This is a genomic window from Tenacibaculum sediminilitoris, assembly GCF_964513795.1.
Lineage (GTDB): Bacteria > Bacteroidota > Bacteroidia > Flavobacteriales > Flavobacteriaceae > Polaribacter > Polaribacter sediminilitoris.
This window is the reverse complement of record NZ_CAZEQR010000022.1, coordinates 63768-80914: the sequence shown is the minus strand read 5'-3', so window position 1 is coordinate 80914 and position 17147 is coordinate 63768. Positions and strand designations below refer to the sequence as shown.

17 protein-coding genes are annotated in these 17147 nt (G+C 32.4%); 4 read left to right on the top strand and 13 right to left on the bottom strand.

The genetic code is table 11. From position 1 onward, the window contains the following. Positions 1–148: 148 nt before the first annotated feature. From ACKTSW_RS07445 to ACKTSW_RS07435, 3 genes are all read right to left on the bottom strand, one after another. The gene (locus ACKTSW_RS07445; protein WP_408024648.1) at positions 149–1087 is read right to left on the bottom strand and encodes an NAD(P)H-dependent flavin oxidoreductase; all 939 of its coding nucleotides are present in this window, start codon (positions 1085–1087) and stop codon (positions 149–151) included. A gap of 85 nt (positions 1088–1172) precedes the next feature. After that, positions 1173–2360 carry a tRNA 2-thiouridine(34) synthase MnmA gene (gene mnmA / locus ACKTSW_RS07440; protein WP_408024647.1) on the bottom strand — a complete coding sequence of 396 codons (1188 nt, stop codon included), beginning with the start codon at positions 2358–2360 and terminating at the stop codon, positions 1173–1175. Positions 2361–2509: 149 nt separating this feature from the next. Beyond that, a complete protein-coding gene (locus ACKTSW_RS07435; RefSeq protein ID WP_408024646.1) occupies positions 2510–3217 on the bottom strand; it encodes a toxin-antitoxin system YwqK family antitoxin in 708 nt (235 codons plus the stop codon). A gap of 45 nt (positions 3218–3262) precedes the next feature. On the opposite strand from ACKTSW_RS07435, the gene ACKTSW_RS07430 reads away from it, so the two are divergent. Beyond that, positions 3263–3835 (top strand): adenylosuccinate lyase, encoded by a 573-nt coding sequence (locus tag ACKTSW_RS07430; RefSeq protein ID WP_408024645.1) that lies wholly within the window; start codon positions 3263–3265, stop codon positions 3833–3835. 104 nt (positions 3836–3939) lie between these two features. On the opposite strand, the gene ACKTSW_RS07425 is transcribed toward ACKTSW_RS07430, so the two are convergent. From ACKTSW_RS07425 to ACKTSW_RS07410, 4 genes are all read right to left on the bottom strand, one after another. Next, positions 3940–4719 carry a hypothetical protein gene (locus ACKTSW_RS07425; RefSeq protein ID WP_408024644.1) on the bottom strand — a complete coding sequence of 260 codons (780 nt, stop codon included), beginning with the start codon at positions 4717–4719 and terminating at the stop codon, positions 3940–3942. Between the two features lie 59 nt (positions 4720–4778). Further along, a complete protein-coding gene (locus ACKTSW_RS07420) occupies positions 4779–5309 on the bottom strand; it encodes a hypothetical protein (protein ID WP_408024643.1) in 531 nt (176 codons plus the stop codon). A gap of 607 nt (positions 5310–5916) precedes the next feature. After that, positions 5917–6759, bottom strand: a complete 843-nt coding sequence (locus ACKTSW_RS07415) for a sterol desaturase family protein (protein ID WP_408024642.1) — start codon at positions 6757–6759, stop codon at positions 5917–5919. A gap of 84 nt (positions 6760–6843) precedes the next feature. Continuing rightward, entirely contained in the window at positions 6844–7362 is a 519-nt protein-coding gene (locus ACKTSW_RS07410) for a YkgJ family cysteine cluster protein (protein WP_408024641.1), read from the bottom strand. A gap of 121 nt (positions 7363–7483) precedes the next feature. On the opposite strand from ACKTSW_RS07410, the gene argS reads away from it, so the two are divergent. From argS to ACKTSW_RS07395, 3 genes are all read left to right on the top strand, one after another. Next, a complete protein-coding gene (argS, locus tag ACKTSW_RS07405) occupies positions 7484–9265 on the top strand; it encodes an arginine--tRNA ligase (protein ID WP_408024640.1) in 1782 nt (593 codons plus the stop codon). Between the two features lie 32 nt (positions 9266–9297). Further along, on the top strand, positions 9298–10686 hold the full coding sequence (gene lpdA, locus ACKTSW_RS07400) for a dihydrolipoyl dehydrogenase (protein WP_408024639.1): 1389 nt from the start codon (positions 9298–9300) through the stop codon (positions 10684–10686). Between the two features lie 385 nt (positions 10687–11071). Beyond that, positions 11072–11260, top strand: a complete 189-nt coding sequence (locus ACKTSW_RS07395) for a hypothetical protein (protein WP_408024638.1) — start codon at positions 11072–11074, stop codon at positions 11258–11260. 297 nt (positions 11261–11557) lie between these two features. Here ACKTSW_RS07395 and ettA read toward each other — a convergent pair whose 3' ends face one another. The 6 genes from ettA to ACKTSW_RS07365 form a co-directional block, all read right to left on the bottom strand. Further along, positions 11558–13249 carry an energy-dependent translational throttle protein EttA gene (ettA, locus tag ACKTSW_RS07390; RefSeq protein ID WP_408024637.1) on the bottom strand — a complete coding sequence of 564 codons (1692 nt, stop codon included), beginning with the start codon at positions 13247–13249 and terminating at the stop codon, positions 11558–11560. 19 nt (positions 13250–13268) lie between these two features. Continuing rightward, positions 13269–13445: a CAL67264 family membrane protein gene (locus ACKTSW_RS07385; protein WP_231128403.1), complete on the bottom strand. Its 177-nt coding sequence runs from the start codon at positions 13443–13445 to the stop codon at positions 13269–13271. A 135-nt stretch (positions 13446–13580) separates the two neighbouring features. Beyond that, entirely contained in the window at positions 13581–15605 is a 2025-nt protein-coding gene (locus ACKTSW_RS07380; RefSeq protein ID WP_408024636.1) for an oxidoreductase, read from the bottom strand. A gap of 247 nt (positions 15606–15852) precedes the next feature. Continuing rightward, on the bottom strand, positions 15853–16290 hold the full coding sequence (locus ACKTSW_RS07375; RefSeq protein ID WP_408024635.1) for a MarR family winged helix-turn-helix transcriptional regulator: 438 nt from the start codon (positions 16288–16290) through the stop codon (positions 15853–15855). A 59-nt stretch (positions 16291–16349) separates the two neighbouring features. After that, complete coding sequence (locus ACKTSW_RS07370) at positions 16350–16631, bottom strand: glutaredoxin domain-containing protein (RefSeq protein WP_408024634.1); 282 nt, start codon at positions 16629–16631, stop codon at positions 16350–16352. A gap of 78 nt (positions 16632–16709) precedes the next feature. Further along, positions 16710–17141 (bottom strand): (4Fe-4S)-binding protein, encoded by a 432-nt coding sequence (locus ACKTSW_RS07365; protein ID WP_408024633.1) that lies wholly within the window; start codon positions 17139–17141, stop codon positions 16710–16712. Between the last annotated feature and the right edge of the window lie 6 nt (positions 17142–17147).

Below are 17147 nucleotides of genomic sequence, written 5' to 3'. Positions count from 1 at the left end.
TATTAAACTCCTTTTAAAAAGATAACCACGTCGCTACCACTCCTCATTATGACGGTAAAACATGTTTATATCTTATCTTAATAAAATTTCTCCTCGTTCCTTGTTCGGAATGACAATTTACATTAAAGTTTTGGCTATCATTCTACGATTAAAACAACTGCTGTTTTTTCACTTGCTCATATTCAGCAACGATAGTTTCTAACACTTCTTTGGCTGGTTTAATTTCATGAATTAATCCTGCAACCTGACCTATTTCTAGCTCTCCATCCTCTAAATTTCCTTCAAACATACCTCGTTTTGCACGAGCACGTCCTAACAATTTTTTTAACTGTTCTATTGTTGGATTTTGTTGATATAGTTCTTGTACTTCTTCATAAAACTTATTTTTTACCAAACGTACAGGAGCCAACTCTTTTAATGTTAACTGTGTACCGCCATCTTTTACATCAACAATTGTCTTTTTAAAATTATCATGTGCTGAAGATTCTACAGTAGCTGCAAAACGACTTCCTATTTGTACTCCATCTGCACCTAATACCATCGCCGCTAGCATTCCTCTACCTGAACCTATTCCTCCTGCTGCAATTACAGGAATTTTCACTTGTTCTTTTACCATGGGAATCAACGTAAATGTTGTAGTTTCTTCACGTCCGTTATGACCTCCTGCTTCAAAACCTTCACATACTACAGCATCTACACCAGCTGCTTCTGCTTTTAAGGCAAATTTAACTGAACTTACTACATGCACTACCGTTATACCTTTTTCCTTTAAAAAAGAGGTCCATGTTTTTGGATTTCCTGCGGATGTAAACACTATTTTCACTCCCTCTTCTACTATAATATCCATGATTTTTTCAATATCAGGATATAACATCGGTACGTTTACACCGAAAGGCTTATCGGTCGCCTTTTTACATTTTTGAATGTGTTCACGAAGTACATCTGGATACATTGATCCTGCTCCTATTAGTCCTAATCCGCCTGCATTTGACACTGCTGAAGCTAACTTCCAGCCACTAACCCAAATCATTCCTCCTTGAACAATTGGATATTGTATATTAAATAGTTTGGTAATTTTATTTTGCATCGCGTAAATGTACAATCATTAAATAGTAAGCACAAAAAAACCTCGAAAAAATCGAGGTCATTTATTACTTTTTTATGTTGATTATTTACGAAATTACTCCCGAACCTAACAACTCCTCATTTATATACCAAGCTACAAATTGTCCTTCTTGAATAGCTGATTGTGGGTTTTCAAACTCCACATATAAGCCATTTTCCACTTTATATAAAATTGCTTTTTCTAAAGATTGACGGTAACGAATACGTGCTTCTACTTCCATAGACTCACCTGTTTGTAATGCCAAATCTTCACGTACCCAATGCAGTTCTTCGTTTGACACAAATAATACATTGCGATACAATCCTTGGTGATTCTTCCCCTCCCCTGTATAAATAACATTGGTGTCAACATCCGTTTCTATAACGAATAGAGGTTCTTTGGTTCCTCCTACCGCTAATCCTTTACGCTGACCTTTGGTAAAATAGTGTGCTCCTTGATGCTTACCTACTATTTTTCCATCATCTTGCTTGTATGAAAACTTCGTAGAAAAATAGGCTAATTCAGCTTCTTTATTCTCAAATTTAGGAACCGAACGATTGTATTGCTCAAAATCTGTAGGAATCTGAACAATTTCTCCTTCTTTAGGTTGTAGTTTTTGCTGTAAAAAATCGGGAAGTCTTACTTTTCCAATAAAACATAACCCTTGACTATCTTTTTTATCCGCTGTAATTAAATCTGCTTCTTTAGCTATTTCTCTAACCTCAGGTTTTGTCAATTCACCTATAGGAAACAATGCTCTAGACAACTGTTCTTGTGATAATTGACATAAAAAGTATGATTGATCTTTATTAATATCTTTTCCTGCTAATAATTTATATACAGGCTTTCCATCAATAATTTCCTCTGCTTTTCTACAATAATGTCCCGTTGCTACGTAATCGGCTCCCAAGCTTAGAGCGATATCCATAAACACATCAAACTTAATTTCACGATTACACAATACATCTGGATTTGGTGTACGTCCTTTTTCGTATTCGTTGAACATATAATCAACGATACGCTCTTTATATTGTCCGCTTAAATCTACTGTTTGAAAAGGAATTCCCAATTTTTCAGCAACAATCATAGCGTCGTTGCTATCTTCTAACCATGGACATTCATCAGAAATGGTTACCGAGTCATCATGCCAGTTCTTCATGAACAGCCCAATAACGTCGTATCCTTGCTCTTTAAGTAAATAAGCTGTTACACTACTATCTACTCCTCCTGAAAGTCCTACTACTACTCTTTGCATTTTATACTTTTGAAGCTGCAAATTTACGAAATAATAAACATTTTCTTTTTACTCAGTAATTGAGATTTTAATATTCTATACTTATTTCGAAATAGAATACTCCTTTATGTGAATACTTATAGGCTTACCACTTATGATATGCTATCATTTTAGTTTTTAGGAACTGAATGTACCTTTCTTTTTCTCTTACCGGTAACAACTTCACCATCCATATAAAACTCCCATTTGCCATATCTTTTACCATTCTTATACATCCCTTTTTCTTTTAAATCGCCTTTTAAGTCATAGTATTTTCCTTCTCCTTCTAACTTTCCATCTACATAATACACTTCTTCAATCATAATTCCTGTTTCAGTAAATATTTTAGACAGTCCATTTTTATTACCGTTTGTATAAGTACTTTCTTCTGTTAATTTACCATTTCTATAGTAGTTTTTTAAAACTCCTTCTAGCTTCCCATCAACATATTCTTCTTCAGAAAAAAGTTTTCCGTCAGAAAAATAATATGTCCATTTTCCTACTCGCTTTTTTCCTATCATCCATCCTTTTGTTTTTACTTTTCCTTTTGGCGTAAAAAACTGTACAAAAGCACTATCTGATTTTGAAGAAAATTCTTTTATGACTGATGGTATTCCATAAGAGTTTGATTCATAAAATTTGAATTTCCCTATTTCTTTTCCATTTTTAAACTTTCCTGAATATCTTATATTATTTTTATTATCGTTGTAATACTTTTTCCAAACACCGTGTCTCTTTCCATTAGCATCAAATTGGTTTATTTTTTGTGCTTGTGCAGCTATTGTAAAAAATACTGATAATAAAAGTGCGATTGAAAATATCCTTTTTATATTTATCATGCTATAATCTGTTTTTCATTTCAAATTTACATAAACCATACCAATATGAGTATTGATTTTTTAATTTCTGTATTAGAAAATGTTGATAATCCTGCTAGAGTAAACAGAAATAAGGCTGCTAATATTGTGTTAGCACAACCTGAATTGATAAAATATTTGGTTACTGTTACTTTTGATGTTGATAATAAACTATCTATTAAAGCTGCTTGGGTATTAGAATGGATTTGTACACACAATGGAATTGAACATATTGTTCCTTATTTAACTATTTTTACAAAAAATATTTCGAAAGTGCATTTTGATAGTGCTATAAGACCTTGTGCTAAAATTTGTGAACATTTAGCTACAGCATACGCATCTAAAGAAGTTAACTTAACTCAACAAAAGCTTTCTAAAAATCATATTGACTTAATTATAGAAGCTGGTTTTGACTGGTTAATTACTGATCAAAAAATAGCCGTTAAAGCCTATACCATGAATACTCTATACTTATTTGGTTTACAGAAAGACTGGGTACATACCGAATTAGAACATCTTATTCGTACTAAGGTAGTTCATGAAAGTAAGGGTTGTAAAGCTAGAGGCAAGAAAATATTAGAGTTGATTGAGAAACATTAAAGACTAAGTTTATCAGGAAAATAATACTTATAAAACCTCAGAAGAAAAATCTTCTGAGGTTTTTATTATTTTACAAACAACTAAACAGTTATAGTTTTATTTTATTACCAAGCCCATCCTGATGTAGAAGAAACTTGATCATTCCAAGATTTCTTCCACCACCACCATCCAGACATGGTATACCACTTAAGGTTCGCTACGTTTAGCCCTATGTATCCTGTTGGTGAATAAAAACCAATAACTTTTCCTCCGTAACAAGAATGTTGATATAAATATACTACTTGTCGTCTATAAGTTGGTTTTCTAATTTTTAAAGACGATAATTGGTCATTATTCCCTGATCCTACCCAATGATCTCTATAGTAATAACGATTTAGCCTTCTCATTCCTGTCATTTCTGTATTATAGTAGGCATGCTTATAAAAGTAGAAATTTCCTGATCCATAAACATCATAGCTACTACATTTTGATGATTTTCCTTCTGTTGAAGCTTGATCACCTGGAAAACCTTCAGCTACTCTTGATGTATATTCTTTTAAATCTTCACCATTATCAAAAACCTTTACTTCAATATCAGTACTTCCTTCTTTAGGGTTATTGAAGAATAATGATTTTGGAGCTCTTTCTTCGTTTCCAAAAATTTCTTGAGCAAGTTCAACATCACCATTAGTTTCTATAACTTCTCCTCTCTCTTCATTATATAAATATGAAACTTTGAACTGTTTACCGTAATAATCATACATATGATTAATCGTAACTGTGCCCTCTTTAGCTAGTTCTGTATTTTTACTATTTATTTCATTTTCAACAATTTCTTCGCTTTGACAGCTAAAAAATAGTGTAAAACACATTATAGCTATCCATAAAAAATTTTGTCTTTTCATTTTTTTCTTGTTTTTTGTGATTCTTAGTTTTTACTAAGAATTCGTTGATTAGTTTATTTCTAATTTTTTACAGGTATTAAAACCTCTCCGTTTTTAAAACGTGAATAATCTACAACGTATTCACCTGCTTGTAAAACAACATTTGTTTTATCTAACTTTGTTGCAACATCTTCTCTTAGATATACATCTTCTGAAATAATAAAGTTTTCTTCTTCTAAACTTCTAGAAAACACTAATCGTAATGATTCACCTTCATTTCTGAATGCTATCACACCATTATCTTCATCGTTATTTCCTTCCATAAGTTTCGAGAAAGTTTCTTTTACTTCTTCTGATGAGTCTGAACTTACACTTCCATATACAAGTATGTCGCCATAGTCGTTTTTAAAACATACTCCAGGACCTGTAGTACAAGTTCCTCTACTAAAACGCCAATCCATAACATATACCCATGGTGCGTAATAGGCTCGAGCTTGTTTTACCTCTAAGTTTTTGTTGTTTAACAATTCGTTTGCAGTGTCTTCTTTTTGACATGCTTGTAGTGCCATAAGAACGACTCCTACAATTACAAAGTTTTGTAGTTTTTTCATAAAATAATAGTTTTCGGGGTTAATTATCGTTGCAAATATATATGACCCCTAAAACCTAACCATCAGGATAACAATCATTTTTAACACAGGAAAATCACCCTTTAAATAAAACTAGGATTATGTAAACTTTCACCATAACACTATAAAAAACAGTCAAAAAATAAATAGGTACTTACTTGATTGGGAGATAAATCTTGTGTTGTTAGTTACCAGTATAAACCTCTCTGTAAAAACTAACTATCAACACCTTTTACATTTGAAAATCATTATAGATTGAAATCAATATTAACAATTTAAATTATTATGCAAAAAAAGGTTTTAAAGTTAAGGAGTGTTCAAAAATTAAACACAGTTGAACTAAAGGAAATCAAAGGGGGCGTTGGAGATGGAGTACAATCGTAGGGTAATTCTTTAACACAACGCCTGATTATGGTAAGCATACTGTTCTAAGTTAGAAATAGAGATACCATAGCCAAACGAGCAAAGGTAATACACCTACCTATTTTTATTCTTACAAAGATTTAAGTTATGGAGGTTACATATGGTATCCTTTATAGTTAAAGAAGAAGAAGTAGTAGTAGAAAAATAAGCCTAATAGCTTGCTTTTTTATTTAACATCCTTTTTAAAGTTTGTTGGTTTACGATACCCTTGAAAAGGTTGCTTTAACAATTCTTTTAAACTTGAGTTTTTTATTTCATCAGGAAACGTATCTACTCCATACACAATTTTTTCTCTATCTAACTCCATGTACGTTCCTAATAATCGATCCCAAACAGAAAATATGTTTCCGTAGTTAGAATCTGTATATGGTAGTAAATTATGATGGTGTACTTTATGCATATCAGGAGAAACGATTACATAACTTAACAGTTTATCTAATTTTTTAGGTATCTTAATATTGGCATGTGTTAATTGCGTAAACACCAACGACATAGACTGATACAACATGATTATACCTATTGGCGTTCCTACTAACAAAACACCTACTAAAGTAAATGTAAAACGGATAACATTCTCTATCGGGTGATGTCTGTTTGCTGTTGTGGTATCTACTTTATGATCTGAATGATGTACTAAATGTACCATCCACAAAGGTTTTACTTTATGCTCTACCAAATGCGCTAAATAAGCTCCGAAGAAGTCTAAAAATAACACACCTAACAATATGTACAACCATAATGGCATTTCAGGAAGCCAATTAATTAATCCAAAATTATTTGCTTGCACCCAATCGGCTGTTTTTAATAATAAAAAAGCCAATGCAAAATTAATGATTATCGTAGTTGCTGTAAAAAATAAGTTAGGCCATGCATGTTTCCATTTGTTGTATTTAAAACTAAATAAAGGTACAGCTCCTTCTAATAACCAGAAAAAGGTTATTCCACCAACTAAAATAATACTTCTATGAGAAAATGGAATTGTTTCAAAATAGTTTAGTATTGTTTCCAAAGGATTATAATATTTTTTCTAAAATAATAAAAATCACTAAAATATTAAGTAAAGAGAAGTCTAAACATATCTACTTTATTAAGTTTAATTTTTTTTAGAACTACCCGATTGTGGTAAACGCTTTTTTAGCTCCTCTAATATTCTATAGGTTGCCGGACAAACCTCTGTGTTTTTAATAGTTAAGTCTGATATCTGAATAAATTTTTTACGATTGGTGTGTGGATATTCTGAACAAGCTTTGGGGCGCACATCATAAATAAAACAGGTGTTATCAGACTCATCTAAAAAAGTACACGGAGCTGATTGTAATACCATGAAATTGTCCTCATCTCTTTGCAAGTATTGCTTTGTAAAATCAATCACTTTCATTTTTAGATGTTTTGAGATACGTTCTACATCCTTTTCTGTAAAGATTGGTGAGGTCGTTTTACAACAATTTGCACATTCTAAACAATCGGTACGTCCAAATTCTTCATCATGCAATTCTTGCATCAATAAATCCAAGCGTTTGGGTGTTCTTCTCTTTAATCGTTGAAAATACTTCTTATTTTCTTGCAAAGCGTCTTTGGCTAATTTTGGTAAGTTTTCAAGGTCTTTATCCATAGTGCAAAGGTACGAAAGCACCTTTGAAGTCATACATTATTCTACCTTAAAAAATCATAAGGCAAATCGTGGGAAGAAAAAATTAAAAACACTAATTTTGTGCGACAATTAAAAAGAACCAATGAATATTCAATCGTTAATAGAAACGAAAGTAAAAGAAGGATTTTTAGCCTTGTATAATGTAGAAATTCCAACTGTAGAATTTCAAGCAACCCGTAAAGATTTTGAAGGTGACATTACTGTTGTTGTCTTCCCATTACTACGGTACAAAAAAGGAAATCCTGTTCAAATTGGTGAAGATTTAGGAAAGTATTTGGTTGAAAACATCAACGAAATTACTAGCTACAATGTAATCAAAGGTTTTTTAAACTTAGTAGTTGACGATTCTTTCTACGTAAACTTTTTTAATCAAATAGCTACGAATTCAACTTATGGTTTTGTGAAAGAAGACGATACGGATGCACGTATGGTAGAGTATTCTTCTCCTAACACCAACAAACCTTTACACTTAGGGCATGTTCGTAATGTGTTATTAGGATATTCGGTTGCTGAAATTTTAAAAGCTGCGGGACATAAAGTTTACAAAACACAAATTATCAACGATCGGGGTATCCATATTTGTAAGTCAATGTTGGCTTGGCAAAAATTTGGAAATGGTGAAACACCTGAATCTACTGGATTAAAAGGTGATAAACTAGTTGGTAATTACTATGTAAAGTTCGATCAAGAGTATAAAAAAGAAATAGCTGAATTAGTTTCCAAAGGAATTTCTGAAGACGATGCTAAAAAACAAGCTCCACTTTTTGTTGAAGCACAAGAAATGCTACGTAAATGGGAAGCTGGTGATAAAGAAGTGGTTGCTCTTTGGGAAATGATGAATGGATGGGTATACAAAGGTTTCGACGTTACGTATGAAAACATCGGTGTTAACTTTGACAAGTTATACTACGAAAGTAATACCTATTTACTAGGAAAAGATGTTATTGAAGAAGGACTTAAAAATGGTGTTTTCTTCAAAAAGGAAGATGGTTCTGTTTGGTGTGATTTAACTGAGGAAGGACTAGACGAAAAACTAGTGTTGCGTTCTGATGGAACAGCAGTGTATATGACGCAAGATATTGGGACTGCTATTCAACGTTCTAAAGATTTTCCTGATGTAAACGGAATGGTGTATACTGTAGGTAACGAACAAGATTACCACTTTAAAGTATTGTTCTTAATCTTACAAAAACTAGGCTATTCTTGGGCAAAACAATTATTCCATTTAAGTTATGGAATGGTGGATTTACCTTCTGGGAAAATGAAATCTCGTGAAGGGACTGTAGTTGATGCCGATGATTTAATGGACGAAATGACGAATACAGCTCGTGAAATTTCACAAGAATTAGGAAAATTAGAAGGATATTCAACCGAAGAAAAAGAGGAGTTGTATAAAATTATCGGATTAGGAGCTTTAAAATATTTCATTTTAAAGGTTGATCCTAAAAAGAGAATTTTGTTTGACCCACAAGCATCGGTAGATTTCCAAGGAAACACAGGTCCGTTTGTACAATATACCTATGCAAGAATTCAGTCTATCATACGTAAAGCTGACTTTGACTACAGTGGTTCACTGAGCGGAGTCGAAGTGGAATTACACGAGAAAGAAAAAGAACTCATCAAGCAATTAGAATTGTATCCTGAAGTAATTCAGCAAGCAGCGAGTAATTATTCACCAGCTGTGATTGCCAATTATACATACGATTTGGTAAAAGAGTTCAACTCATTCTATCAAAACGTATCAATTTTAGGAGAAGAAAATCAAGATAAAAAAATATTTAGAGTTCAGTTATCTAAAAAAGTAGCTGACACCATAAAATCTGCATTCAATTTATTAGGAATTCAAGTTCCTGAAAGAATGTAATAATTAACAAACAACAAGTAAAAATAAACGACATGAAATACGACGTATTAATAATCGGAAGTGGTCCTGGAGGTTATGTAACTGCCATTAGAGCATCTCAATTAGGATTTAAAACCGCTGTAGTTGAAAAAGAAAACTTAGGTGGAATTTGCTTAAACTGGGGATGTATTCCTACTAAAGCATTATTAAAATCTGCTCAAGTATATGATTATTTAAAACATGTTGATGAATACGGTTTAAAAGCTGAAGCTATCGATAAAGATTTTGAGGCAGTTATTAAGCGTAGTCGTGGTGTTGCTGAAGGAATGAGCAAAGGTGTTCAGTTCTTAATGAAAAAAAACAAAATTGATATCATTGACGGTTTTGGTAAAGTAAAAGCTGGAAAAAAGGTAGATGTTACTGATAAAGATGGTAAAGTAACTGAATATTCAGCTGACAATATTATTATTGCTACAGGAGCACGCTCTCGTGAGTTACCTAGTTTACCTCAAGATGGTAAAAAAGTAATCGGTTACCGTGAAGCTATGAGCTTACCAACACAACCTAAATCGATGATTGTTGTAGGTTCTGGTGCTATTGGAGTTGAATTTGCGCACTTCTATAACTCAATGGGAACGGATGTAACTGTGGTTGAATTTATGCCAACAATTGTTCCTGTAGAAGATAAGGATGTTTCTAAACAAATGGAGCGTTCTTTCAAAAAAGCTGGAATTAAAGTAATGACAAGCTCTTCTGTTGAATCTGTTGATACTTCTGGTGATGGAGTAAAAGCTACCGTAAAAACTAAAAAAGGAGAAGAAATTTTAGAAGCAGACATCGTATTATCTGCAGTTGGAATTAAAACAAACATTGAAAATATTGGTTTAGAAGATGTTGGAATTATTACTGATAGAGATAAAATCTTAGTAAACGACTGGTATCAAACGAACATTCCTGGATACTATGCGATTGGAGATGTAACTCCTGGTCCTGCACTAGCACACGTTGCTTCAGCAGAAGGAATTACTTGTGTTGAAAAAATAGCAGGTTTACATACTGAAGCAATTGACTACGGAAATATTCCTGGTTGTACTTATGCTACTCCTGAGATTGCTTCTGTTGGTTTAACAGAAGACCAAGCTAAAGAAGCTGGTTACGAATTAAAGATTGGTAAATTCCCATTCTCTGCATCTGGTAAAGCAAAAGCAGCAGGTACTCCTGACGGATTTGTAAAGGTTATTTTTGATGCTAAGTATGGTGAATGGTTAGGATGCCACATGATTGGTGCTGGTGTTACTGATATGATTGCGGAAGCCGTTTTAGGTCGTAAATTAGAAACTACTGGTCATGAAGTATTAAAAGCTATCCACCCTCACCCAACGATGAGTGAAGCGGTTATGGAAGCTGTTGCCGATGCGTATGATGAAGTGATTCACTTATAAGATATATATATTTTTTAGAAAGTATATAAAAATTGATAAGCCTCACCAATTGGTGAGGTTTGTTTTTTTACACAAAATTTATTCTTAGATAAGTTTATAATAAAGGTAACCGCCTCTCTTTTACTACACAGTTTAAGCAACCTTCTGAAGCACTTCATAACTATCAATTATTAATAATTCCTTATACTTGAACACTATGTTCATGATAGTAATTATAAAACAGACTTTTAAAAGTTTTTATTAAATAAACTTAGAAGAAAAAATTATTAACCTACTTGCCTTTCCTTTTAAAAAAGTATGTAATCTCCTTACTTTTATTACGTTTTTTTAACGGTTTACTCAAGCCCTGTTGTATAAATTTATAACAACTTTAAAATTTATGATTATGTTAAAAAATATTTCAAACATGGGCTCAATATTAAAAACATCTGAGCAAAAGTTTATTACTGGTGGAATTACTAGCGTATGCCCTAAGGAAGGTTTGACCTGTAACAGCCAGTACCCTTCTCCTGTAAACTGTATTACTGACGTACCATATTGTTGTGTTGATGGATACTTTCAAAAATGCTACTAAACTAAAAAACATATGCCGTCCTAAAAAAACACTTATTTTCTTCAAAAAAACATAAACAACTAAAAGTCAACAATAATTAATTAAAATCATTTTAAATTACATTTTTTTCAATAAAAAAAATATTTATTTATTTTTTAGGTATAATAATTGATGATTATTTATCATTAATACAATCTACTATACTATGGAAAACTATTTACAAGAAAGTTTTGCATTGGGGGGACAATTGTTATAGAAAAAGGAAAACTCGAAGCTGCTAACTTCGAGTTTTATTTTTATATAATTTAATTAAAGAAATTATCTAATTAATTTTTTATACTTGATACGTTTTGGCATTAAATCACCGCCCAAACGTTTCTTTTTATTCTCTTCATAATCAGAGAAAGATCCTTCAAAGAAATATACTTGACTATCACCTTCAAAAGCTAAAATATGTGTACAAATACGATCTAAAAACCATCTATCATGCGAGATTACTACAGCACATCCAGCAAAATTCTCTAAACCTTCTTCTAAAGCTCTTAATGTGTTTACATCTAAATCGTTGGTAGGCTCATCTAATAACAACACATTACCTTCTTCTTTTAAGGTCATGGCTAAGTGCAAGCGGTTACGCTCACCTCCTGATAAAGTAGCTACTTTTTTGTTTTGCTCACTTCCTGAGAAGTTAAAACGACTTAAATAAGCTCTTGAGTTTACTTGTTTTCCTCCCATCATGACTAAATCTTGACCTTCTGAGAAATTTTCCCAGATAGACTTTTCAGGGTCTATATTTGAATGTGATTGATCAACATAGGCAATTTTAGCAGTTTCTCCTACTTGAAAACTTCCAGCATCTGGAGTTTCCTCTCCCATTATCATTCTGAAAATAGTAGTTTTACCTGCCCCGTTAGGGCCAATAATACCTACAATTCCCGCTTGCGGAAGATTGAACTCTAAGTTTTCATATAATAACTTATCTCCATAAGCTTTAGAAACACCTGTAGCTTCAATTACATTGGTTCCTAAACGTGGACCATTAGGAATGTAAATTTCTAATTTTTCTTCCGTTTGCTTTTGGTCTTGGCTCATTAATTTTTCATAATTCTTCAAACGTGCTTTTTGCTTTGTTTGACGTCCCTTTGCTCCTTGACGTACCCATTCTAACTCTCGCTCTAATGTTTTTTGACGCTTAGAAGCTGTTTTACTTTCTTGTGCTAAACGTTGTGATTTTTGATCTAACCAAGAAGAATAATTTCCTTTCCATGGAATCCCTTCTCCTCTATCTAATTCTAAAATCCATCCTGCAACATTATCTAAGAAATAACGGTCGTGTGTTACAGCAATTACAGTTCCTTTATATTGCGCTAAATGATGCTCTAACCAATGTACAGACTCAGCATCTAAGTGGTTGGTAGGCTCATCTAATAATAAAATTTCTGGTTCTTGTAATAATAAGCGACATAAAGCTACACGACGACGCTCTCCTCCTGATAATACTCCTATTTTCTTATCTCCATCTGGTGTACGTAATGCATCCATTGCAATTTCTAACTTCGTATCAAGTTCCCATGCATTAGAAGCATCAATTTTATCTTGTAACTCAGCCTGTTGATTCATTAACTTTTCCATCTTGTCTGGATCAGAATACACTTCTTCTAAACCAAACATATCGTTGATTTTGTTGTATTCATCAAGAATAGCAACTGTTTCTGCAACCCCTTCTTTTACAACTTCCATTACTGTCTTATCTTCATCAAGCTTAGGTTCTTGTTCTAAGTATCCTACTTTATATCCTGGAGAAAAAGTAACATCTCCTTGGTAATTTTTTTCTACTCCAGCTATAATTTTTAATAAGGTAGATTTACCTGAACCGTTTAAACCTAAAATACCAATTTTAGCTCCGTAAAAGAAACTTAAATAAATATCTTTTAAAACTTGTTTTCCTGTACTTTGATAGGTCTTAGAGACCTTATTCATTGAAAAAATGACTTTTTTATCGTCGCTCATTTCTCTATATTTTCTTTAATTAAACTCTTCCTTTTAAGGCGTTAAACACCCATGCATTTGCAAAAAATCCTAAACCAACAGCACCAAAACCATAACCAGCTATTTCATCATATTTAAATACTGCTAATCCAATAAGTAAAATTCCCATTAATACCATTATAAGCGTTGCCCAACCAAGAACAGTGTTTTTATTCATTGCCATAATTTACTTTTTTCAAAAAATTTGAGCTACAAATATCGGTAATTATTTAGACTTATTCACTTTAGTTTCTCTCATAAAAAAAGTCTTACCACAGTAAGACTTTTTTCTATTATTAAATTTCAGCTAAAACTAAATTTCAGCTGCCAGTCTACTTCCTTGGTTTATGGCTCTTTTAGCATCCAATTCTGACGCAAAATCTGCTCCTCCAATTACATGAACTTTCATTCCTTTCGCTTCTAGCGGTTCTAATAACTCTTTGAATGGGACTTGACCAGCACAAATAATTACATTATCAACTGGCAATACTTTTTGCTCTTCCTTTTGAACATAATGTAAACCTTCATCATCTATTTTTGTATACTGTACCTCTCCTATAAATTGTACTTTTTTCTTTTTTAATACCGAACGATGAATCCAACCTGTAGTTTTTCCTAGATTGGCTCCAAATTTTCCTTCGCTACGCTTAAACATAAAAATTTCTCTAGGTGATGGGTGTATTTTTGGAGTAACTCCTTCTATACCTGCACGTGCTTCTAGACTTTTATCAATACCCCACTCTTCGAGCCAAGCATCAATATTTTGTGAAGTACTTTCACCTTCGTGTGCTAAATATTCTGAAACATCAAAACCAATTCCTCCTGCTCCAATAACCGCAACACGCTTACCTACAGGTTTCTTTAATTTTACAACATCAATATAACTCAATACTTTTTCGTGCTCTACACCTTCAATTCTTGGTGTTCTAGGTATTATTCCAGTAGCTAAAATAACCTCATCAAAATTACCGTTATATAAGTCTTCTGCAGAAACTCTTGTGTTTAACTTTAAATTTACCTTATGTAATTCTAGCTGCTTATTAAAGTAGCGAATGGTTTCATAGAACTCTTCTTTTCCTGGAATCTGTTTTGCAATATTGAATTGTCCTCCTGTTTCTTTATCTGCATCAAATAAAGTAACATCATGTCCTCTTTGTGCTGCTACTGTTGAAGCTGCTAATCCTGCTGGTCCTGCACCTACAACTGCTATTTTTTTCTTTTTTGATGTTGGATTGTAGTTTAGCTCTGTTTCATGACATGCTCTTGGGTTTACTAAACAACTTGCCACTTTTTTCTGAAAAGCATGGTCTAAACAAGCTTGATTACAGGCTATACACGTATTTATTTCGTCTACTCTTTCTTCTTTGGCTTTGTTTACCCATTCTGGATCTGCTAAAAATGGACGTGCCATTGAAACCATATCTGCATGTCCTTCTGCTAATACTTTTTCAGCAGTATCAGGCATATTAATTCGATTAGAGGTAATTAATGGAATAGACAATTCTTCTTTCATTTTTTTAGTTACCCAAGTAAATGCTGCCCTAGGAACTGATGTAGCAATGGTAGGAATTCGTGCTTCGTGCCAACCAATACCTGTATTAATAATTGTAGCTCCTGCCTTTTCTATTTCTTTACCTAATTGTACTACTTCTTCCCAAGAACTTCCTTGTTCTACCAAATCTAACATTGATAAACGATAAATAATGATAAACTTCTCTCCAACAGCTTCTCTAGTTTTACGTACCAACTCAACAGCTAAACGAATTCTGTTTTCATACTTCCCTCCATAATCATCAGTTCTTTTATTAGTTCTTGTAACTATAAACTGATTAATTAAATATCCTTCAGACCCCATGATTTCTACTCCATCATATCCTGCTTCTTGTGATAGTTTAGCACAGTTTACAAAGTCTTTTACAGTTCTTCGTATTCCCGATTGCTTTAAGGCAAAAGGTTTAAAAGGAGTTATTGGTGATTTAATTTTTGAAGGTGCTACATTGAATGGATGATAGCCATAACGTCCAGAATGTAAAATTTGCATACATATCTTACCTCCTTCTTTATGTACTGCTTCTGTTATTTTTTTATGTTCTCGTACATGTTTTTTTGTACTCATACGAGCAGAAAAAGGAGCTGTCCATCCTTGAATATTTGGAGAGATTCCTCCTGTAACAATCAAACCTACTCCACCTTTAGCACGTTCTGCATAATAAGCAGCAATACGTTTTATTCCATTTTTCTCTTCTTCTAGTCCAGTATGCATTGAGCCCATTAATACTCGATTTTTTAAGGTTGTAAAACCTAAATCTAGGGGTTCAAAAATATGTTTGTATTTCATTGTCGTGTTTTTATAAAGTATTATGCATGCATAACAAATTGCAAGATACGATTTTTTAGAAAATAAAAAACTCGAAGAAATTTTCTTCGAGTAAATTTATATTTTTAAATTTAGTTATCCTCTTTATTAGTTTATTATATTTTACCTTCTATTGTTTTTAATTTAGGTTAAAAACAAATTCTTAAATACACTAACTAATATTTTAATAGATACGACCAAGGGAAAAATCGTTATTTGATGCTTAAAGTTATCTTATTTTATCCAGTAAATTACTTAACTGAAGAGCTTCTTCTTCTGTAAGATTATCAATAAAATCTAAATGTAGATTATTGTCGATAGCTTTTAATAGTTTATTACCTTCTTGTGTAATACTTATGTACACTACTCTTCTATCATGTTTACATCGTACTCGATCTATTAATTTTTTTTCAAATAATTTATCCATCAACCTCGTGGCATTAGGAGCGCGTTCAATCATTCTATCTTTTATTGTTTGAACTTTTATCGCTTCTTTTGCTCCTCTTAAAATACGAAGAATATTAAATTGTTGTGGTGAAATACCATACTGCTTAAAGAACTTATTCTCTTTACTATTTATCCAATTAGCAGTATATTTAATATTAATGAATGCTTTAACTTTATTATTTTGAAATTTTGAATTGATGTCTTTTGAAATATCTCCCATTGTTTTGGTTATTAGCTATTAGCTACTAGCCCCTTGTTTTATTGTTGAATTAGATAAGATTAGCCTTTTAACATTAAGTCTAACATTAACTTATTAAACGTATTTGATGATGGTGTTAAATACACTTCGTTGTCAACAAATAAAGTTGGGCACTTCACTTGTCCTTCATAAAGCTCTTTACTATGTTCTTTTGCTTCATTATCAACAGAAACATCTTTGCAGTCAAGTAGTACTTCTACAGATTTTAGGATTTTTTTATATGCAACAGTGTGTGCATATCCTTTTCTTCCATATAAAACTATCTTTATTTTAGCTTCCTTATTTTGAATGCAAAAATACAAAAACAACATTTACATACCAAGGAAAATAAATTCTTTGCAAATAATGAAAAGAAACATTTTTTACTCTAATCTTCTCAATTATCCTTTAAACTCAACTTTTACATGCGTACCGTCACAATAAGGTTTATTAAGGGAAGCTCCACATCTACAAAAAGCAGTTGTTTTGTTTTTCTTCTCTGTTGTTCCATCTAGATTGGTTACATGCAAGGTTCCATAAATTAATAGAGGGCCGTTTTCTAATACTTCTACTTTAGTTTCTGTATGAGCTGCTACAGGACTGCCTTCTTTTTTTGAAGTATATGATAAGGCTCCTGACGGACACTCTTCTACTTGTTTTTTTATTCTTTCTGTAGTTGCTCCATCCATGTTTACCCAGGGTCTATTTTGAGGATTAAAGACTTGCAGTAAACCTTTCCAGCATTTTTTTGAATGGATACACATACTGGGTTTCCAAATTACAGTGATATCATTATTACTATATTTTTTTATAATTTCTTTTGCTTCTGACATACTATT